15 protein-coding genes are annotated in these 20,872 nt (G+C 53.6%); 10 read left to right on the forward strand and 5 right to left on the reverse strand.

All coding sequences use genetic code 11. The features are described 5' to 3' along the window. Nucleotides 1-63: 63 nt before the first annotated feature. Together BFW38_RS02290 and BFW38_RS02295 are read left to right on the forward strand one after the other, a co-directional pair. On the forward strand, nt 64-720 hold the full coding sequence (locus BFW38_RS02290) for an OmpH/Skp family outer membrane protein (RefSeq protein ID WP_068996932.1): 657 nt from the start codon (nt 64-66) through the stop codon (nt 718-720). Nucleotides 721-1,004: 284 nt separating this feature from the next. Continuing rightward, entirely contained in the window at nt 1,005-2,372 is a 1,368-nt protein-coding gene (locus BFW38_RS02295) for a DUF3530 family protein (protein WP_068996933.1), read from the forward strand. A 52-nt stretch (nt 2,373-2,424) separates the two neighbouring features. Here BFW38_RS02295 and djlA read toward each other — a convergent pair whose 3' ends face one another. The 3 genes from djlA to BFW38_RS02310 are packed head-to-tail and all read right to left on the reverse strand — an operon-like array spanning nt 2,425 to nt 5,230. Further along, nucleotides 2,425-3,378: a co-chaperone DjlA gene (djlA, locus tag BFW38_RS02300; protein ID WP_068996934.1), complete on the reverse strand. Its 954-nt coding sequence runs from the start codon at nt 3,376-3,378 to the stop codon at nt 2,425-2,427. Between the two features lie 15 nt (nt 3,379-3,393). Then, nucleotides 3,394-4,155 (reverse strand): N-acetylmuramate alpha-1-phosphate uridylyltransferase MurU, encoded by a 762-nt coding sequence (murU, locus tag BFW38_RS02305; protein ID WP_084004403.1) that lies wholly within the window; start codon nt 4,153-4,155, stop codon nt 3,394-3,396. 4 nt (nt 4,156-4,159) lie between these two features. Next, nucleotides 4,160-5,230 (reverse strand): aminoglycoside phosphotransferase family protein, encoded by a 1,071-nt coding sequence (locus BFW38_RS02310; RefSeq protein WP_068996935.1) that lies wholly within the window; start codon nt 5,228-5,230, stop codon nt 4,160-4,162. Between the two features lie 175 nt (nt 5,231-5,405). Here BFW38_RS02310 and BFW38_RS02315 point away from each other — a divergent pair, with 175 nt between their 5' ends. From BFW38_RS02315 to glpE, 6 genes are all read left to right on the forward strand, one after another. Continuing rightward, nucleotides 5,406-8,063 (forward strand): LPS-assembly protein LptD, encoded by a 2,658-nt coding sequence (locus BFW38_RS02315; RefSeq protein WP_068996936.1) that lies wholly within the window; start codon nt 5,406-5,408, stop codon nt 8,061-8,063. 5 nt (nt 8,064-8,068) lie between these two features. Then, the gene (surA, locus tag BFW38_RS02320) at nt 8,069-9,388 is read left to right on the forward strand and encodes a peptidylprolyl isomerase SurA (RefSeq protein WP_084004405.1); all 1,320 of its coding nucleotides are present in this window, start codon (nt 8,069-8,071) and stop codon (nt 9,386-9,388) included. Further along, nucleotides 9,369-10,436: a 4-hydroxythreonine-4-phosphate dehydrogenase PdxA gene (pdxA, locus tag BFW38_RS02325; RefSeq protein ID WP_139116539.1), complete on the forward strand. Its 1,068-nt coding sequence runs from the start codon at nt 9,369-9,371 to the stop codon at nt 10,434-10,436. The genes surA and pdxA overlap by 20 nt, the downstream gene beginning before the upstream one ends. A gap of 60 nt (nt 10,437-10,496) precedes the next feature. Then, nucleotides 10,497-11,306: a 16S rRNA (adenine(1518)-N(6)/adenine(1519)-N(6))-dimethyltransferase RsmA gene (rsmA, locus tag BFW38_RS02330; protein WP_068996938.1), complete on the forward strand. Its 810-nt coding sequence runs from the start codon at nt 10,497-10,499 to the stop codon at nt 11,304-11,306. A gap of 2 nt (nt 11,307-11,308) precedes the next feature. Then, nucleotides 11,309-12,136 (forward strand): symmetrical bis(5'-nucleosyl)-tetraphosphatase, encoded by an 828-nt coding sequence (locus tag BFW38_RS02335; RefSeq protein WP_068996939.1) that lies wholly within the window; start codon nt 11,309-11,311, stop codon nt 12,134-12,136. A gap of 106 nt (nt 12,137-12,242) precedes the next feature. Then, entirely contained in the window at nt 12,243-12,563 is a 321-nt protein-coding gene (glpE, locus tag BFW38_RS02340) for a thiosulfate sulfurtransferase GlpE (RefSeq protein ID WP_068996940.1), read from the forward strand. 204 nt (nt 12,564-12,767) lie between these two features. On the opposite strand, the gene BFW38_RS02345 is transcribed toward glpE, so the two are convergent. Beyond that, complete coding sequence (locus tag BFW38_RS02345) at nt 12,768-14,033, reverse strand: flagellar assembly protein T N-terminal domain-containing protein (protein ID WP_175400918.1); 1,266 nt, start codon at nt 14,031-14,033, stop codon at nt 12,768-12,770. 116 nt (nt 14,034-14,149) lie between these two features. Then, on the reverse strand, nt 14,150-14,692 hold the full coding sequence (locus BFW38_RS02350; RefSeq protein ID WP_068996942.1) for an LPP20 family lipoprotein: 543 nt from the start codon (nt 14,690-14,692) through the stop codon (nt 14,150-14,152). A 791-nt stretch (nt 14,693-15,483) separates the two neighbouring features. Here BFW38_RS02350 and BFW38_RS02360 point away from each other — a divergent pair. Further along, nucleotides 15,484-20,358 carry an RHS repeat-associated core domain-containing protein gene (locus tag BFW38_RS02360; RefSeq protein ID WP_068996944.1) on the forward strand — a complete coding sequence of 1,625 codons (4,875 nt, stop codon included), beginning with the start codon at nt 15,484-15,486 and terminating at the stop codon, nt 20,356-20,358. Then, nucleotides 20,358-20,708 (forward strand): DUF7668 domain-containing protein, encoded by a 351-nt coding sequence (locus BFW38_RS02365; RefSeq protein WP_068996945.1) that lies wholly within the window; start codon nt 20,358-20,360, stop codon nt 20,706-20,708. The genes BFW38_RS02360 and BFW38_RS02365 overlap by 1 nt, the downstream gene beginning before the upstream one ends. The last annotated feature ends 164 nt before the right edge of the window (nt 20,709-20,872 follow it).

Here is a 20,872-nt window from a genome sequence, read left to right on the forward strand (position 1 = left end):
TATTTAAGGTATTGGTATTGATAAATACACATCATACGATGTTCCGAGTAAAAGGATTTTGACATGCATGTTAATAACGGTGTAGGCAGTTACTGGCTGGCCCAGCATCAGGTGGGAGGGAGAGATCCTTTGTCGGCAAGGCTAGCCAATCAAAGGCAGCCCGAGGCCTCTGGTCCGACTCCTCTGACCGCTTTAGACGAACCCGGGCAAGCCGCTAGCGACAAGGATCAGGCTTCATCATCGTCTGGCGTGACAGTCAGTTTGTCTCCTGAATCAAGACAAGCGAGTGCAGCAGCTCAAGCTGAGCGTGCGATGGCTGATAAAGCTGCGAATCAGTCGCCCTCTTTATCAAATCCTCTTTTGCATTCCGAATTTGCTGATCGGATGGGCTTGGGCTCAAGAGGGCCCGGCGCGAGTGGGGGGAATGCTGAACGAGATAAAGATATTGAGGAAAGTGGTCTGCCTCAGGAAGTGCAATCATCGCTCAAACGTATTCGTGATATGAAAGAACAGCTCAAAGAAAAACAAGAAGAGTTGAAGGCGGTAATGAATGATGCCTCACTCTCTGACGAACAAAAAAGTGAAAAGATTCAACAGCTCAATGGTGAGATTGCTCAGTTGAATACTGCCATTCAAAGTGCCCAGCAGTCGATGGGCGAGCTCATGAAGAGTAAAGGGCTGTCCAGTGAAGATCAAATGAAAGCCATGGGGCTTGTTTAGCCGCTGAACTTCACTGTGTCACAGTGTGAAGCGGGGATGTTGATATTGTGTTGCCCCATGTCTAATTCTTTCCCTCTTGTGCTGTATCTTTGTATCGGGGCGTCATCGGAAGATGACGCCCCGAAATGTCTTTGCCTATACTGGTGCCTTGTTTTCACTTGATGATGTCGCATTCGTTTCGCTGAAGTGAATCGGTTGAATAAACGGGTGATATGGATCCGCCTGGGGTGGCCTTAGTCTGTGATTACCCCGTGATTATTTTTGTTGAGACGAGGAGATCGTGCATGCGCCGTTTGGCTGTCTTGCTGTTAGGAGGGTGTTTATGCGCGCCTATGGTGCAGGCGGAGTCTGATGCACCGCCTCCTGGGGCTTTACCACCAGGGGAAGCCGAAACCTCTGCCCCAGCTGAACCCTCAAAGCCAATTGAGCGACATTTCATTGCCGATGATGACACTCGGCTTGAGACGCTGCTTGAGCGATTACCCCAACAGGAAGTGGTGCGTTTATCATTACCTGACACTGAAGCTTCTGCCCCACAAGATGATCAGACGGTTACAAAGGCGCGGGGGCAACAAACTGGCGGACAAAAGAATGGCGATCCCACCGTGCCGGATGCTATTGATGACTTGTTAGGCAATGCGCCGCCACCCGATACGCTTGCGTCTCAAACGACTAACGGGGAGGCAGACGCGACGGAAGAGGCTGATGAGGGGAGAGCACCGCCAACGTTTCCTGCGTTATGGATCCCTGCTGAAGCGCCTAAACCTGAAGGTGGTCTGATTATTTTGCCCGGTGATGGGCTACATCCTGACTGGCCGCAACAAATTCATGCACTGCGTGAAACGCTTCCACGTGCAGCCTGGAGTACTTTATCGCTGGTCTTACCCGTTTATCAGCCGCAGACATTGCCCGCGCGCCAAGGTAAGGCCGTTGAGCGTTTTAGTTATATGCCAGGCGAGGCGGAGGCTGAATCAGAAGAAGAAACGAGTGAATCTGAAGAGGCCAGTAGTGAAGCCGCTGCACCGGATATGCCACCGGTAGGCCAGGGCTCGCTTCCAACGGATAGTCTGATGGGCGATGCGGCGGGAACGGATGAAAGTACTGCCGGCGCCGATGATGAAAAGGCGACCTCGGTGGATATGGCCGCACAATTGGCGCGCCAACAAAAACGCGTGGATGCACGGCTACAAAGCGCACTGGATTGGTTGAAGTCTCAGCAAATTAACTGGAATACCTTGGTGCTACAGCATGAAGCGGCTTGGTGGTTGTTACCTCGCCTCAAAGATGGGGGCTGGCCCAAGCATGAGCCTATCGTTCTACTAGATGCCATGCCGCCTGATGGTGAGGATGCCACCGCGTTGACTCAGGCATTAGTCGACAGTGGGCGTCGGCCGATACTGGATCTTTATAACCCTTTTAATGGGAAAGAAAAGGCCGCTGCTGAAGATCGTCAGGAAGCGTATCGGCGGGCAGGCAATGATCTTGCTGTGCAGTTGCCCATTTATTTACCGCTCACCGATCGAGACGCACGTAATGCCTGGGTGGCCAAGCGTGTTGAAGGCTGGTTACGTCAATTAAAGAAAGATCATCCCATGATTACTCGGGGGCGCTTACGTTCTGAGCGCCAGTTAAAGCAGCGGCGTTCCCGTTAATTGTGTGCTTGTTGATTAGAACCACGCGTCTTATTAAAAACCACGCGCCTTATTAAAAACCACGTGCCTTGCGAATCGTACTGTATGCCTCTTGAATCATCAGGACTTTTTGCTTGGCGTTGTCCAGGGCCGCTGGGGTCAGTGATTGTGAGGCTAATTTATCGGGGTGATACTGACTCATCAGCTTACGATAAGCCCGTTTGACTTCGTCGGTACTGGCTTGGCTGTTTAAGCCTAAAATGTGATACGACTGCAGCAGTCCGCCTGGTGCATTTTGTGCGCTGTTTTTTTGCTGTGATTGCTGTTGTCTTCGTTGGCGCTGTGCGCCAGGTCCTGGGCCATAGCTGCTACTGGTTTTGCTGCGCTGCTGCTGTCCACTACCCGGAGGCGGTGGATTCTTTAAACCTTTAAGGCTGCGCACTCGGCGATGCAAACGATCAAAGTCGACCATGCTGACTTGCATTAATGGACGCAGCGTTTGTAATCGAGAAAGTTGTTCTGGCTTTGCCCCACCGTCGGCATAGACCATATTGAGTAGCATCTCAATCATAGCGAGACGCTGCTTAAGGCGGCTGTGATATCGCTGCCCCATTTTTTCCAGCAAGGGTTCAACCAGTGTGTCTGTGGCTTTGCCATGGTTGAATTGGTTGATCGCGTGTTGACGCTCCTCAGGTTTTAAACGCAGTTGCTTGAATATGGACTCAGCCGCGGCTATTTCCTGAGGAGAAACGCGTCCATCTTGCTTGGCTAAGTGGCCCAGGGTAATGAACAGGGCGTCCCGATAAAGACGCTCATCTTTACTGGGCAAACCGCGGAGCTGTTGCCACCAATCGGGTACGGGCAGTCGTTGTACCCAGCCTTTTTTCAGGCGGCTGGCATCAATGCCATAGCCCAGTAACAGGCCGACTAGGGCGCCGCCAGTGTCAGCCAGCCAGTAACCCGTCAATGCGCTTACAAGAGCGCCCCAGGGCCAGCGTTGCCATTTATCCCGTGTGGGCCATTTCATCTATCAAGTATCCTGTCATACGTCGAGCTGAAGATGTTCGTGTCTTTGCATTGAGGTCAGCTCATGATCCAGTGCGTGTAGCCTTTCTGGGGTGCCGACATCGGTCCAACGCCCCGCATAATGTTCACCTGTGACTTGCCCTTGTTGAATGGCCTCTCGAAGTAGGGGCGCCAAAGGGTAATATCCAGGAGCATGGTCGGCGATCAGTGAGGGTGATAACAGGCTCAAGCCTGAAAATGTCAGGTCGCCTGTTGCCGTCATTGATCCTGTCGACGTGAGGCCAAAATCGCCTCGTGTTTTAAACGTCGGGGTATCCACCAATATCAGGTGTGCCAGCCCTTTTAGCGGGTGTTGGCTCAGTTGTCTCAAGTCAAAATCGCACCAAACGTCGCCATTAATCAGGAGAAAAGGGGCATCACCCAATAGGGGCAGTGCTTGACGAATGCCGCCGCCAGTCTCTAATAAACAGGCTTCTTCTGAGTAATGCAGGGTGAGCCCCCAGCGTTCACCATTGCCCAACGCCTGGCGCAGTTGCTCACCTAAATAATACAGGTTAATCACTACGTCTTGGATACCGGCTGCGGCCAGTCGCTCTAGATGCCATTCAATTAAGGGCTTCCCGCCAACCGATAATAAGGGCTTAGGTGTTTTGAGCGTCAGTGGCCGCATTCGGGTACCCTGGCCTGCGGCTAAGATCATGGCGCGTCTGGGCTGGTCTGCTAATAGCGAGTCCTGACGATGTGAGCCCTGACCGTGTGCTATTTCCGGGTTGAACATGCCATTACTCATCGGGCTGTGGTGTGTTCAATTGAAGACAGACGCGGGGATAAATCTGTTGCTCCAGCCACTGTGTTATATCGGCCCATTGCGGATATTCTTGAAGCGCTTCAATAAGATGCTGCAATGTTCGGGGAATATCGGCTAAATACTGTGTTCGACCATCGCGCAAAAAGAGGCGTGCAAAAATCCCCGCGACTTTGAGATGACGCTGCATGCTCATGGTATCAAAGGCTTCTTGTAATGCCCTTGAGCTCAAGGTGTCAGCCCCCGGCACCCCGGCAACCTGAGCCTGACGGTGCCAGTGCCGGAGCCAGTGGCGTTGGCGTTGACGGGGCCAGCGCCGATAACTGTCTTTAAGCAGAGAAATGACGTCATAAGTTAAAGGGCCTCGTACGGCATCTTGAAAGTCGATAATGCCCAGTGTGCCATCGGGTTGACGCATTAAATTTCGGGAATGGTAGTCACGGTGTACGGTGACTTGTGGCTGAGCCAAAGCACATTGCACCAGTGTTTCACGCCACTGTTGAAATGATGAGCTCAACCAGGGGGGAATACGTTCGCCCAACCAGCCTTGGATCAGCCAAGTGTCGAAGAGATCCATTTCACGCTGTAGTAAATCGGCGTTATAGGTGGGCAGTGGATAATCCGCGCTGGCATCACAGGGCAGGCATTGAATATCGACGAGTTGATCGAGTGCTTGCCGGTAATCTTGCTCGACATGGGTGTCATTGAGACCTTTCAGCAAAACGCTGTCTCCAAAGTCTTCCAACAAGGCGACACCCAAGGCAAAATCGTAAGCCATCACTTGAGGGACTCGGATGCCATGGCGGCGCCAGGCTTGAGCCAAACGGATAAAAGGAAAACTATCCTCGTGTGAGGGGGGGGCATCCATCACAATTAAAGGATGTCCGCAACGGGTTTGATCGGCAGATACGCGATAATAGCGGCGAAAGCTGGCATCCCCCGCGACAGGTGTCAAAATGGCGGGGGTTGCTGGATCGATTAATGCCGCTTGTAATCCAGGCCACTGTTGTAATAACGCTAGACGACAGGCAGGCGGTGTTTTACTCATGTATCCGGGGCTCCAGGTATTGCTTTAATCCCGCTTGAGTGGTGGCATGTTGCATCAGACCAATCCGAAGCTTATGCATGGCTTAGGCGGGGTAAATCGCTATAATACCGATCCTTTTCATTGAATGCTGCATATGAGATGGCGACAGATCATATGCGCCGGCGGGAGTGAGCTTTTGTTAACGGCATTCAGATCGCCTACGGCTCGGCGTCAACAACGTCGTGTTGCCCCCCAGGGCTTGGGCCTATGGCGTTTAATGACGATACCTCTGGTGTCGATTCCCTTGCTATCTGTCGTTTGGGCCAGTACCGCGCAAGCGACTTCCCCGGATGCACCTGTTCCTGCCCTGCCTGATCCGCTGCCTGGAGCAGAACTCGATTGGGTACCGCTGCCCACGGCTCAGCCGGGGAGTCAATGCCACGGTTACTATGTTAGCCCCGCGCTGGACTTGCCCGATCGAGATCTTCCTTTTGCTGATGCTCGTCTGTTTGCTGAGAGTGATCAGGCGGATTATGACGGCCAGGGTGGGGTGCGCCTGAAAGGGGATGTTCAATTGCGCAAAGGCCCGGTGATGCTACGCAGTGATCGCGCTGAGGTGAGCCCGGATCAGCAGCATTTGAGCCTACAAGGGAACCTCACGATGCGTCGGCCTGGCGCGCTTTTGCGCGGGCGCTCGGGGCAAGTGGACAACGAGGCGGGCACGCTACGGCTTGATGAGGCCCACTTCGTGCTGCACCAGCAGCGCTTGCGGGGTGATGCGGGGCGTTTGGAGCAAGATGCTGACGGCATTATTTATTTACGTAACAGTCGTTTTACCACCTGTGCACCAGGTGACAATGCTTGGCAGTTGATCGCTGGTGATCTGGCCCTGAATCAAGCCTCTGGTTTTGGGGATGCCCATGATGTGCGATTAGAAGTGGCCGATATCCCCGTATTTTACTGGCCTTGGCTACGCTTTCCGATTGATGATCGCCGCCATTCTGGACTGCTATTTCCACGTTTGGGCTGGTCTGGGGATAATGGCTTTGATTATACCCAACCGGTATACCTGAATCTCGCGCCGAATATGGATGCGACGGTCACGCCTCGTTGGATGCAATCACGCGGGCTTATGCTCGGGACCGAGTTTCGCTATTTGGCCTCCCCTGTTCATGGCGGACAGTTCAACTATTCCTTCATCAATGAAGATGAGCGCTATGGTGACCGTGATCGCTGGTTATTTAATACCCGTCATGAAGGCCTGATCACCGGGAGCTGGCGCTACCGTGTTGATTTTAACCAAGCCAGTGACGACAGCTATTTGGATGATTTTGGTCAAAATGTCGATGTCGGCAGTGGTGATGATCTGCTCCAAATGATTGAAGTCACCGGCCAGGCGGCCGGTTGGCAAGCGGCATTGCGCTTTCGCGGGTATCAAAAGCTGGATCCGAATAGCGATCCTTTTGAGCGGACCGGCGAAGGCAAAGGTTACCAGTTATTCGATCTACGCCAGGGGCGTCGAGCGTCGGTACAAGAGTATTACCAGATGCCCCAGCTGGAAGTCTCACGAGGGTTTGGGTTGACGGAGCATGTGAGTTCGACGGTGCTGTTTGAAACCGTTCGCTTTGATCCTCTGCTGCCACAAGATGAACAGGTCACAACACAGGCCGATCCTGAGGCCTACATTCAGCGTTGGGGGACACCCAAGTCAACTCGCTTATATGGCCAAGCCAGTCTACTGGGGGAGTGGCATCAAACATGGGGCTACCTGAAACCCTCGGTGGGGGTGACTTATATTCGTCAGGATCTCGACCCTTATGAAGACAGCGTCTTAGGCCATGGCTTTAATAAGACGCCCTCTGCGACCGTGCCAATGGCCGTGCTGGATACTGGCCTTTACTTCGAGCGTGAGGCCAGCTGGTGGGGTTCTGATTATACGCAAACGTTAGAACCACGGTTATATGGGGTGCATATCCCCGATGTTGATCAGCACGACCTGCCCCCTATTTTTGACTGGTCAGAATCAGATATTACGGCTGAAAGTTTGTTTTCGCCTGATCGCTTTTCCGGGCGAGATCGTGTTGGCGATCTTTCTCGGGTGACACTCGGCGTGACTCAGCGTTGGTTGAATCATGATGATGGCCGTGAACAGTTCCGCTTCATGTTGGCCAAGGCATTTTACTTGCGTGATCGCTTTGTGACCGATAGCGCCTTGCCTGAAGATCACCCCGATCACCCTAAACACCAGGAACGGGATCAACGGGCCTATCGCTATGTCCGTAATAGTTCCAGTATCGTGGCCCAGGCGCAGTGGCAAATCAGTGATGAATTTCAGCTACGCCAAACCCTGCTTTGGGATGATCAAATTAACCGCTTGGATCGCTCCAGCACACATCTTCGCTGGCAGCCTGATTGGGGGTTGATGTCGATTGGGTACGTCCAAGCCTCTAATTATGGCGATGTCTTGGTCGGCCCGAGCCCAGGGTCCGATCAGCTTGATCAATACAGTCATTCGCGTGATGCTGATGAACAATTTGACCTCGGCATGGTCTGGAATGTGACCCCCCAAGTCAGTGTGTTTGGACGTTATTTACATGATGTGCCAACTGGGGACAGCCTCGAACAAATGGCCGGATTGAGTTACGACAGTTGCTGCTGGCAGGTCCAGCTGTTGTATCGTGACTGGGTCAGTAATACGGATCGGCCCGCCTATGATGTCAGCACCGGTGATTATGCCGATCGCGACCGCGATCATGGTGTTTTCATTCGATTCGTGCTGAAAGGGCTGGGAGGGATCGGGCAAGCCACTGATGACATTATTTCCGGAATTCCCGGCTACAGGCGTAAGGATTAACCGTAATGGGTATGATGTTAAGTAAAGCACACAAGCATTGGGCATGGTGGCTGGTCAGCATGCTGGTGGTACTGGCTTCTTCTGTGCTGGCGGCTTCCGTGCAGGCTGAAGAAGTGCCGCTGGATCGTGTGGTGGCCGTGGTCGATGATGAAGCGGTGATGCAAAGTGAGCTTGATGCACGTTTGCAGTCTGTACGTGTTCAGTTACGTGATCAAGGTATTACACCGCCTTCTGAGCAAGCATTGCGCAAGCAAGTATTGGATCGTTTAGTTTTGGATACGATTCAACTGCAAATGGCCGATCGTGCAGGGTTAGAAGTTGATGAAGAGCAGCTCAATGCAGCGATTCAACGTATTGCCCGCAGTAATCGCATGTCACTGTCTCAGTTCCGGCAGACCTTAGCTCAGGAAGGCATACAATATCCGGTTTTTCGGCGCCAGATTCGTGACCAAATGCTGATCAGCCAGCTGCGCCAACAGCGGGTCGGAGATCGTGTCCAGATTACACCCGCTGAAGTTGAGCAGTTCATGAGCTCACCGGAAGCGATCAAACATGATCCTCGTGAGTTTCGTGTCGCGCATATTTTGATTCGCTTGCCGGAGGCGCCCAGCCCTGAGCAAGTGGCTGAAGCTCAAGATCGTGCACAAGCATTACTGACCCAAATCCGTAATGGTGCTGATTTTAATCAGGTAGCTTTACAAGATTCATCCGGAGAACAAGCGCTCTCTGGGGGGGATTTGGGGTGGCGCAATGCGTTGTCCTTGCCTTCCATTTTTGCTGATGAAGTGGTCACCATGTCGGTGGGTGATGTGGCCGGCCCTCTACGCAGCAGCAGTGGCTTCCACTTGATTAAGTTGGTTGATGTGAGAGGCAATCAGCAGCACCTTGTCCAACAGACGCGTGTGCGACACATCCTCTTGGCGCCCAATGCGGTTCGGAATGATCAGGAAACATTGGCGTTGGCTAAGCGTCTGCGCCAGCAGCTGAAAAATGGTGCTGATTTTGCGGCATTAGCTGCTGAGTACTCCGACGATAAAGGCTCCAAACAAGCCGGTGGCGAGCTAGGCTGGATGGCTGCGGATCAGGTGGTTCCCGCTTTTGCTCAAGCGATGGAATCTTTATCACCTGGTGAAATCTCGGCCCCGGTAAAAAGCCGTTTTGGCTGGCACATCATTGAAGTTGAGCAACGTCGTCAATCTGACGTTGCTGATCGGCTGCGTCAGCAACAAGTCCAGCAGCTCTTGTTCCAGCGCCGCTTCGAAGAAGAACTGCAAAACTGGCTGCGCGAAATCCGTCAGGATGCTTATGTCGAAATTAAAAATTGATCGACCGCTGCTCATTACACCAGGAGAGCCTGCAGGGATTGGCCCGGAGTTAACGCTGCAGCTCATGCAGCACTGGGGTCAGCAGCCGCTGCCTGATCCAGGGTTGGGGCAGTCGCTACCTGAGGTGAATGAGCTGCGTCTGGCGGCTGTGGCCGACCCCGATATGTTGGCCGAGCGGGCCGCTACCCTGGGGATCGCGGTTCGTATCAATGTGGTGCCGACCCCCGATGCCGTGCCACCGGCCCAGGCGGGGGTTTTGAATGTATTGCCGGTGCCCCTGTCCGCTCCGGCTCAAGTCGGTCAGTTGAATCCCGACAATGCTGACAGTGTGTTGAGCGCGCTGGGGCAAGCGACTGACTGGTGTCGTAACGGCCAGGCAGCGGCATTGATCACCGGGCCTATGCACAAAGGGGTGATTAACGAGGCGGGGATTCCGTTTACCGGCCATACCGAATTCTTGCAGGCGCGTTGTGGTGTCGAGCGAGTGGTGATGATGCTGGCCACTGAAGGGCTCAGCGTTGCGCTAGTGACCACTCACTTGCCTCTCGCCCAGGTTGCTGAGGCCATTACGCCTGAACGCATCTCGCAAGTGACTCGGATTTTGGTGCATGACCTACAGACTTGCTTTGGCTGCTCTGAACCCCGAATTTTGGTTTGTGGTTTGAACCCACATGCCGGTGAGGGCGGGCATCTTGGGCATGAAGAAATCGATACGATTATACCGACACTGGATCAGTTGCGTGACGAAGGTCTGAATTTGATAGGGCCTTTACCCGCGGACACGCTGTTTACTCCTCATTGGCTCAATCAGGGCGACTGTGTGTTGGCGATGTATCATGACCAGGGCTTACCCGTCTTAAAGTTTAAAGGTTTTGGTCATGCCGCTAACATTACCTTGGGTCTGCCGATCATTCGAACGTCCGTCGATCACGGCACAGCGCTAGATCTGGCGGGACAAGGCATCGCAGATCCAGGTAGTCTGCATACCGCACTGGGGTATGCTGTGGCGATGCAACATGAACCATCTTTGCATACTAAGCAGGCCTGATTGCTTCGGGCAGGTCACCGCTAGGCTGCCTACAGGCGCTTGATTTCAAATAGGAATACCATGAGTCAACAACATAACGGACGCTCATTGGGCCATCAGGCTCGTAAGCGTTTTGGTCAGAACTTCCTACAAGATACCGGCATTATCAGTCGCATTGTGCGAGCTGTTAGGCCTTCTGGTCATGATCGCTTGGTTGAAATTGGGCCCGGTATGGGGGCTATCACTGAGCAACTGCTGGCTCAAAATGAAGGCGCTTTGGATGTCATCGAGCTTGATCGGGATTTGATTCCAGGCCTTAGAGTCAAGTTTTTCAATTATCCGGATTTCAAGATTCATGAAGCGGATGCTTTGAAATTCGATTTCAACCAATTAAAGATTGATGAGCGTCCGCTGCGGATTGTCGGTAATCTGCCTTATAACATTTCGACGCCGTTGATCTTTCATCTGTTGGCACAGTCTTGTGTCGCGGATATGCACTTTATGCTGCAAAAAGAGGTTGTGCATCGTTTGGCCGCTCATCCTGGTGGTGGGGAGTGGGGGCGCTTAAGTGTTATGGCCCAGTACTTCTGTCAGGTTGAATGCCTCTTTGAAGTCCCGCCCGAGTGTTTTATCCCACGGCCTAAAGTGGATTCTGCCATTGTCCGCTTAACGCCTTATGAGACACCGCCTTATCCCGCTGATGATCTGAAGATGCTGGATGATACGGTGCGACGTAGCTTTGCTCAGCGCCGTAAGACGTTACGTAATAATCTTAAGGGGCTCGTCGAAGCAGATGACCTTCAGCGTCTTGAGATTGACCCGCAGCGTCGCCCTGAGACATTGAGCCTGGAAGAGTTCGTTCGAATCAGCAATTGGCGCAGTCAGGAGTAGTTATGGCCACTTATGCCATCGGTGACATTCAGGGATGTTTTCATGAATTCCAAGCTTTACTGGATCATGTCGCTTTTAATGCTGATCGTGATCAGCTGTGGATCGCGGGTGATTTAGTGAATCGTGGGCCGGATTCATTATCTGTCTTGCGTTTTATTCGCGATCTGGGCGATCGGGCTCGGGTCGTGCTAGGCAATCATGATCTACACCTGTTGGCGGTCGGAATGGGGCTGCGCAAAATGCGCCGTTCTGACACCTTAGAGCGCTTACTTATTGCCCCTGATGCGCCCGAGTTACTGGCGTGGCTACAGCAGCAGCCGTTGCTGGTTCATGATGAATCCCTCGGCTATGCCATGACCCATGCGGGGATTCCTCCTCAATGGCACTTAGCCGAAGCATGCGCCCTAGCCGCCGAGGTTGAGCGGGTGTTGCGTAGTCAGCGAGCCCGTGAGTTCTTTGAAGTCATGTTTGGGAATAGCCCTGAATGTTGGCATGAACACCTGGCCGGTGACGATCGCCTTCGTTTTATCGTCAATGCATTCACCCGCATGCGCTTTATCAATGCGCAAGGTTGCCTGGAACTGAAAACCAAGGCTGAGCTGGATCAAGCGCCTGAGGGCTATGCCGCCTGGTTCACTTTTCCATTAGCATGGCGGTCTCAAACGCAACTGGTGTTTGGTCATTGGGCGGCGCTTGAAGGCCATTGCCCGACACCAGGGGTGCATGCTTTGGATACCGGTTGTGTTTGGGGCGGACCTTTAACGGCACTGCGCTTGGAAGATGGTCAGCGCTTCTCTGTGGCCAGTGAGCAAGATGCTTTGTTCAGTTAAGCGAATGAATGACCCAAGGCCGGTAAGCGTGGGGCTGTGAATAAGAGGCCGTGAATAAGGGGCGGTAAACCACTTGATCTATATTCGGATATGACAGGAGTTTTTCATGACATTTCAGCATTTGGATATGACACAAGCCCCTGAGGTATTGGCTGATGATGCAGCGGTATGTGTCGATATTCGCGATCCTAATAGCTTTGCGTTAGGGCGCATTCCGGGCAGCCTTCATTTAGATAATGATTCGATTCGTGATTTTTTAGCACAAACACCCCGAGAGTCTATCGTTGTCGTCTGTTGTTATCATGGCATCAGTAGCCAAAGTGCGGCTGAGTTCCTTAGTGAGCAGGGGTTTGCCAAAGTTTTTAGCTTGTCGGGTGGCTTTGAGCAGTGGGCCAGCCAGTATCCTGAGCAGGTTGAGCGCGATTAAGTTCACCTTAACTTCTTCTCTTCGGTTGATGATGAGGCTATGCCGAAGCCATATTGAACGCCTAAAACCTAAGAAGCCGCTTCGATGATCGAGCGGCTTTTTAGTGTGGGCTTATTTGAAGTTGGGCTGTATTACTTGAGATAGTGCTTTATTCATTGGGCGAGTGCCTTAAAAGCGTCGCCTGATTGCTGGGCCAAGATTGTATTACCAGGCGACCACAATATCGCCCTGCTGAATATTCTCAACAATCGGTAAAGCCGCGATGGTGCCTCTTGAAAAGCGCGGTTGTACCCGATCAACAGTCATCACCATATCGACATTCTGCATCTCGACAAATTCACGCTGGGTGTTGTCGTAGAAGGTGCTCAAACGATACACATTGAGGGTGTCTCCGGGTTTTAGACCGGCATCGGCGCCCGTATCGATATAGAGTTTTTTCCCATTAGTCCGAGTGATACGAGCCATAAAGGGCTGGCAGCCAATTTCATCTTCCAAACCTGAGACCATTTGCTCGATGAGTGCATCAATATGTTGACCGTAATCTGTATTCCAAAAAGCGGGGGAGGCAAAGCCGACTTTTTGTAAGCGGTTGATGTTCCAGTTGCCGCCGGTCTCAAAGTGGTGAGTGGCGACCAAGGTACCGCTGAAGCCATCATGTACATAAAGATCCACCTCGAAGCGGCGGGCAAAGCGCTCATCTTTATAACGTACGCGCTCGACGAGACCATCAAAGAAGGGGCGCTCTCCAGCCAACTCCGGATGCTCCATACCCATTTCACGAATCACGCCTGATAATACATATTGAGCGCCGAGCCGATTAGAGACTTCGACAGCATTGGTTAATGTACCGCGATCACTGATGGAGGTCGGGATCGTATCTGGGCTGTTATACATCTGATATTGGGAGGCATCCAGCATACGTAGATGATGCTGGCCCTGAAGGCGGCGAAGTAATTCCTGCGGCAGCTTTTCACTCACATCAAACAGGTCGCCCATTTTGGCTTCTTCAGGCGTTTGCAGATAAAAGTTGGTCACTGCCAAGCTACGGCGATAGCCATTGGCATAGCCTCCGCCTTGGCAGGTTTGCTCTTGCGCTGTCAAATTAGCTCTGACCGTCACATACATGATGCCGTCGCGAACTTCTTCTGACAGCACGGTCATTTCATCGACGTAACCCATGGTGCTGACAGAGACATTGTCACGACTAATGGCGCCATCGGTCATCTGTTGGTGACTGTTCACAACGGCACCGCCCTGGAGGCTGGCTTGACGCAGCGCATCGCGAATCGCCGCCCGGCGGGCACTGATCATATCCTGATGACGGACTTGGGCCGACCCTGATACTTCGACCCAATCCGCCTGAGCTTTATATGGGGTCATCAATAAGCTGAACAGCGCTAAGCTGAGCAGCATAAGGCGTAGCCCGTGGGAGATGGAGGAGTTCGGGGCTGTTCCCGTTGTTCGCATCATGTCTATCCGTCGCTTTGGGCTCGGCGCATCCGGGCCTCTAAGTTCTGCTCCGGGGTTACCCCGGAGCACCATCGCTGATCATGCCTGATCGCTATGCTAAGCGCATGACCATCCAATCAGTCAATATAATAACGATTGGTTGGCGTGGGGCCTTGAGTGGCCGCTCGTTTATGAGGCGTTTTGCCATGAACGCTCGGGACAGTGCAGTTGGGGTGAGCCACAATCCCATAGTTACTGGATAAACAGCGAGTGAATACGGGCTCTAGCACGAGTTCCAGGGTTGTCTCATAAGCACCATCTTCCAGGGCATAGGTTGAAATGACTTTAGCCCCGCGGACGATGCTATCCACATAAGCGTGGAGATCGTCATCTCGTGCCGCCAGGCTTTCAACGGTCGAACTGCCCTCAACGCGAATACCGTAAACGCGCTCAGCCAGTGCTCGGTATGCATCTAGTTTGGATGCTCGCATCGCCATCAGTTTGCGTTGGCTGCTATTCAGGCGATTGCTATTGGTGCTAGTCCCATAGCCTGTAGCACGCACCACAATGGGGTTGTCATCTATCTTTGACGGCTGGTTTTGGTAACGCCATTGCTGATGAGCACAGCCGCTAATGAATGTAACGGCCACAAGCAGGGCCAGTGAGACGATCTTGGACATGTCAACTCCGTTGATTGCATGTAAATCAGGGAAGCCAGGAACTCTAATCTGCATTATCGTACAGTAATGCGCTGTGAACAGTAACAGAACGCTATATTTTGCAGATTATTCTATTGCAGCCGTGAGAAAAAGATAGAAAAACGTACCTTTTCCCTACACTCTGCGTTCAGAGTCATGAGCTTCGAATGATGTGTTGGTGATTGACGCTCGATCCATTTGAATAGAGCCCTTATCACGACTTAATAAATGTATTTATTTTGACTCTTTTATTGCACTACTGATGAACCTATTCATTGCCCCCAGTGCCCTTCATTAGGGTCAGGATCTAGGTTATTTAGTGCTTGCCGTGGGCATAGAGATTGACTGCTCTCCTCATCGACTTTCACCCTGGTGTTTAACGGCCAGTGATTACCATTCTTTAGCTAGACGATGACAAAACTTAAGCGTTTGATTTTTCGCTAGAAAGCCAATGATTTTCTCATACTAAAACCATTGGCTTTGGTGCTATCTATAACTTATACCGATAAGCCCATTTTATAAATTAACCCCCTGTATAGAAAATACATGCAATTTTTGGGCATGATTTTCGCGCTTTTATGCCCGCCCTTTATGCGACGCTTTATGCCCACAGTTGCTCTTTTAAGCGTCTCCTTTTGCTTACAGTTGTCACGCTTTTTCGACACATGGTTTGATCATGCAGGCTGGTATTCATCAGCTCAATCATGCGCTTTTCTGATGTCTTTTTGACTGTTTTTTTGACCGTTTTCGGGTTTCATCTTTAGGGAAAAACGATGACCACCGCACTGAATGACAACACCACCGCCAATGTCCCCCCGGAGTTGCGTGAGCAGGCGATTCATCAACGGGTGATGAATGCCACCCCTTACGACAAGATCTCAACGCCGCCGGTGGATATTCAAACCGAGCCCGAGGGCAATACGGTGTTGGATGTGGTCATTCAGGCCGCTTATATGGTGCCGGTGGTCGGTAATGTGATGGCCATTGGCGATGTCGCCCGCGATATTGTCAATCTCACCGAGAACGATCGCCAGGGTAATCCCAATGTCGACAACCCGTGGCTGTGGGCCATTATGGTGATCGATGCCATCGGCATTATTCCTGCCGCAGGCAATGCTTCACGGCCGATTCGAGTCGCCGCAAGAGAGGCCTTTTTAGCCTTTGCTCGCGGTGAAGGGATCGCCATTGCGGCGGATATTCTCTGGGCTGAAGCGGGTGGTGATGCCATCGCCTTTATGGAAAAATTCCAGAGCTGGCTGCAATCCCAACAGTCGACGATTCAGAACTTTATTAATAGTGTGATCAGTGGCATTAAAGGGCTGGTCAAAGATCCGGTCGAAGGTGCCATTCAAGTCGGATTGATTGAAGCTAATCCCAGCTGGTGGGAGATCGATGAGCACGGTAAGCGCATTGTGCTCAAAGCCTTTGATGAGCTGGTCGAATGGCTCGGTGATGACAGCCGTGATGAGTTGGTCTCGGCACTGGATGATTTGGGCGTGTCGGCCAATCAAATGGTGGCCGAAGGTTTTAACCTGTTATTACCGGTCGCGGCCGCTCTGGCCGCCGCCTTGATCGAGCGTCGCAGTCGCCGTCGTGGGGTCGATCACCAAGCGATGGTCAATACCGGCGCCCCCAACCACAGCCGTCGAAATGCCGTGGTGCCGCGCAGCACCCATGATAATACCTCCCGGCCCAGCGATGTCCCGGCGGGCTGTACCGCCTGTGGGATCAATGCACCGCAGACCCACACCGCCCACCCGATCGACTATGTCATGGGCGATGAAAACCTCTGGCAAACCGATTTCAGTGTGCCCGGTCGCCTGACGGTAGAATGGACCCGGCTTTACCGGTCCAGCACCGACCAGCTGGATGACAGTGAACTGGGGGCGCGCTGGAGCAGCCCTTATCATATCCGGCTGGAACAGCATCTGACCCAGTTGTATTTCATTGATCCGCAAAACCGCGCGGTGCCTTTAGTGCCCTTGGCCATCGGCCAAACCTATGTGGAGCCCCGCGAGCATTTCACCCTCAGCCGACCGGATGAGCAGCATTACCGCATTACCTATCTGGATGGCAGTTACGACGATTTCCAGCTGATCCCCGAATCCGCCACTTTCCGGCCCGACGATCCGACGGTGCACTTCCGTCTGGTGCGTCAACAAGAGGTGGATGGCCGCGCGCTTACCTTGCGTTATCAACAAGGGCGTTTGCATGAAATCAGCGATGGCGCCGGGCTCTTGCTGCGCTGTCATTACACGGCGACCTCGTCGACACCCGGCTCAAGGCCCCACCCGGCCTCCCGGCCACTCCTCAGTCATATCGAGCGCCACTTCCCCGAGACCAATCAAGCGCCGGAAGTGCTGGCCCGTTATCACTACGATGGCCAAGGCGATTTAATCCGCCATGAGGATGCCCGCGGCTACTCGCGTGAGTACACCTATCAGCATCACCTGCTGACCCGCTACACCGACTTTAACGGTATGGGCGTCAGCCTGACCTGGGATTGGCCGAACAAGACCACCGTGCCTGAAGCCATCCCCGAAGCCCGCAGTGCCCGTTGTGTGCGCAACCGGGTGGACGACGGCAGTGATGACACCACCTTCGAATATCATCGTGACCTCTGGTACACCCGGGTCACCGATGCTGAAGGCGTCGTCCGCATCTACCGCTACAATGCCCAAAACCGCATTGAATCCATCACCTATCCCTATGATGACAGTATCGGCACCGAGCGCTGGCAATGGGATCGCCAAGGTAACCTGCGGGCGCATATCGATGGCGAAGGTCGCACTACCCATTACGACTATGATGACGCCGGTCGCCTGACCGCCATCACCGACCCGGCCAGCCGGACCACCCGCATCGAATACAATGAGCAAGGCCTGCCGACCACCCTGACCGACCCTCAGGGACGTCAGCACACCACCGAATACGATCAGCGCGGCCTGCCCACCGAAGCGATTGACCCGAGCGGTCGCACCACCCAATACCAGCACGATGAGCAGGGCCAGCTCATCGCCATGACCGACCCCCAGGGCAACACCTACCAGTATCAATGGAACGCCCTAGGCCAACTGATCAGTGCCAGTGACTGCTCCCGCAAAGTCACCCGCTACACCTACGATCATCGCGGTTTCCTGGCCTGCATCACCGATGCCAGCGGCCAACCGACGCAATACGAGCGCGATATCCTCGGCTTGCCCTTAGCCATCCATCACCCCGATGGCGCCGTCGAGCGCTTCCGCCATGATGGCGAGCGCCAACTGGTCGACTACACCGACCCGGCGGGTCAGCACACCCGCTACCGTTACAACGGCGTTCAGCTGCCGATTGAACGTCAAGACCCGATGGGCCATCGTTTCCAGTATCGCTACGACCGCCTCAACCGCTTGGTCGGGCTGATCAACCAAAACGGCGATCAATGGCAATTCCACTATGATGGCGCCGGGCAGCTGATCGAAGAATCCGGCTTTGATGGCCGCACCACCCGCTATATTCACGATGAAGCCGGGTGGGTCAGTGAAGTCCAACAAGGTGATCGTGTTGTGCGCTTCGAGCGGGACCCCCTGGGCCAACCGATCGCCCGGCGCAGCGCTCGCCCCGGCATGCCCGAGCAGATTACCCACTACGCCTATGACGTCCTGGGCCGTTTGGTCGCCGCCCGCGCCCCGGGCAGTGAAACCCGCTTTGACTATGACGACCAAGATAACCTGATCGCGGAAACCCAGCGGTTACAACTGCCCAATGGCGCCCACTGGGCCAGCGTCACCCGCCATACCCATGATGCCCTGGGCAACCGCGAGACCACGACCCTCCCGGATGGCCGTGAAATCGCCTGGCTGCGTTATGGCTCCGGCCATGTCCACGGCATGGCGTTGGATGGCGATTCCCTGATCAGCTTCGAGCGAGACAACCTCCACCGGGCCGTGACCCGCCATCAACAAGGCCAACAGACGCAACTGCGCTATGACCCGGTCGGGCGCCTGCTGGCTCAAGAAGTGTTTCAAACCGGGCCTCAGACCCATCACAATCGATCTGGGCAACGTCAAACGCTAAGTCGACGGCCGACCATAAAACGTCAGTACCAATACACCGTCAACGGCCTACTCAGCCAAGTGCAAGATCAACAGCGCGGGCAAACTCAGTACCAATATGACCCGCTGGGCCGTTTGCGCGAAGCCCTGGCTCCTGGCCAAGCCGAACGCTTTGACTTTGACCCCGCCAGCAACCTGATCGACCCACAGGACGCCGCCGCAGCGGACTCGCACACCCGCGCCACCGAATGGCGGGCGGATCTGTCCATCACCGGCCAATCATCTCAACAAGGGGGCACAAAAAGTGTCCCCTCTGTGATGGGTAACCTGCTCAAACGCTTCGCCGACACCCGTTATCACTATGATGCCCACGGCAACCTCACCCGCAGCATCACCGTCGGCGGCAGTACCTGGGAATATCGTTACGACGCCGAACATCGGATGGTCGAAGCCTGTCAATACGCCCAGGCTCCGGCCGCAGGCGACACCGCCACACCCCGAACCAAAGCCGAATACGGCTACGACGCCCTCGGCCGCCGCGTCTGGAAACAAGTCGAGATCGACGGCCAAACCCCCGAACTGACGGTCTTCACCTGGGATGGCGACCTGCTCCAAAGCGAAACCCGCTTCGAAGGCGACATTCACTCACCCGTCCGCAGCCGCCCACCGGGCCTTATTCCCGAAAACCCGAGGCGGAAATTTCCCCGACCGATCGCCCAAAAGGTCCACACCCTCGACGCCAGCGCCTTGGTGCCGACCCATACCGCGACCTATTTATACGAACCGGACAGCTTCATCCCCCTGGCCCAACTGACCGCAGGCTTCGACCACACCGCCCTCGCGGCCACCGGCACCGACCGGCAACCCCTGCGTTGCTATCAAACCCAAACGGCCACACTTTACTACTTCCAGACCGACCACCTCGGCACCCCACAAGACATCACCGACACCGAAGGCCGAATCGTCTGGAGCGGCCAATACCGAGCCTGGGGCCAACTCGCCCAAGCCCACAACGGCCAAGGCGAAAAAGCCCACATCCACAACCCCTTTAGATTTCAAGGGCAATACCACGACCCCGAAACCGGCCTTCACTACAACCGCTTTCGCTACTATGATCCTCGTATTGGCAGATTCACCACCCAAGATCCCATCGGCCTCATGGGCGGCGACAACCTCTACCAATACGCCCCCAACCCGACGGGATGGATCGACCCCCTGGGGTTGAGTAAGCAATGTTGTGGAGGGGATGTTGCAAAAAATACAGTTGGTGAATTAAGGGCAGCCGGTAAGAAAGATGCTCACCATATTATTCAAGATGCGGCTGCCAAGGATCTTCCTGGTTACAACACCAATAAAGCGCCAGGCATACAACTTGAAGGGCCAGCAAATAAAGTTGGAACACCACATAACATAGCTACGGGAGTGCAGCGTCAAGCCGGTGGCGGAACATATGCAGCTGAACGACGTATCGGTTACAAGGCACTCCGACGAGCTGGAGCGTCTCGTCAAGACGCTCGTCAACATATTCAGAATGCAGACGATTACTTTAGCGATCTAGGTGTTACTGGCTCGACACCTATGCGTACGGTGCGCAACAGAAGAGGATCAAGGTAATGGATTCAGACTTAGTAAAAGTGATTCAGACTCTCAAGAAAATAGTCGAGCTGTTGGTGCAAAAAAAGTATCGAGAGCTCGAGCAGTTGAGCGGTGGTTTCCGTTTGACCGCCGCAGAAATGGATCAAGCCATCAGTGACTATGATGAAGTTCTGGTATTACCACCTGATAGTGATTACAAAAATGTTGATGCCATAGAAGTTACTGGCTCTCAACCGAGATCGTGGTCAATTAGATATGACTTGTGGACAGAAGAGGAAGGTCGTTCCGATCTTTCGTTGGAAGCTACATTTATTGAAAATGATCAAGAAATAATGGGAGTGGAGATAGACAATATACACGTGCTGTAGATTTTTTTTAGTTCGTAGCGGTGAACAATATTACAAAGGGACCACTCTGGAGTTCAACACAGTTGAAAATGCCTTTGGGCATTGGGGCGAGGGTGTTCATATTTCTGTGTCACCCGGTGCTTAGAGATCCACGCCAACACAGCCTCCTCTTGACTCCACTCCTA

The sequence above is a fragment of the Terasakiispira papahanaumokuakeensis genome (assembly GCF_001709345.1).
In the GTDB taxonomy this organism is placed as follows: Bacteria; Pseudomonadota; Gammaproteobacteria; order Pseudomonadales; family Halomonadaceae; genus Terasakiispira; species Terasakiispira papahanaumokuakeensis.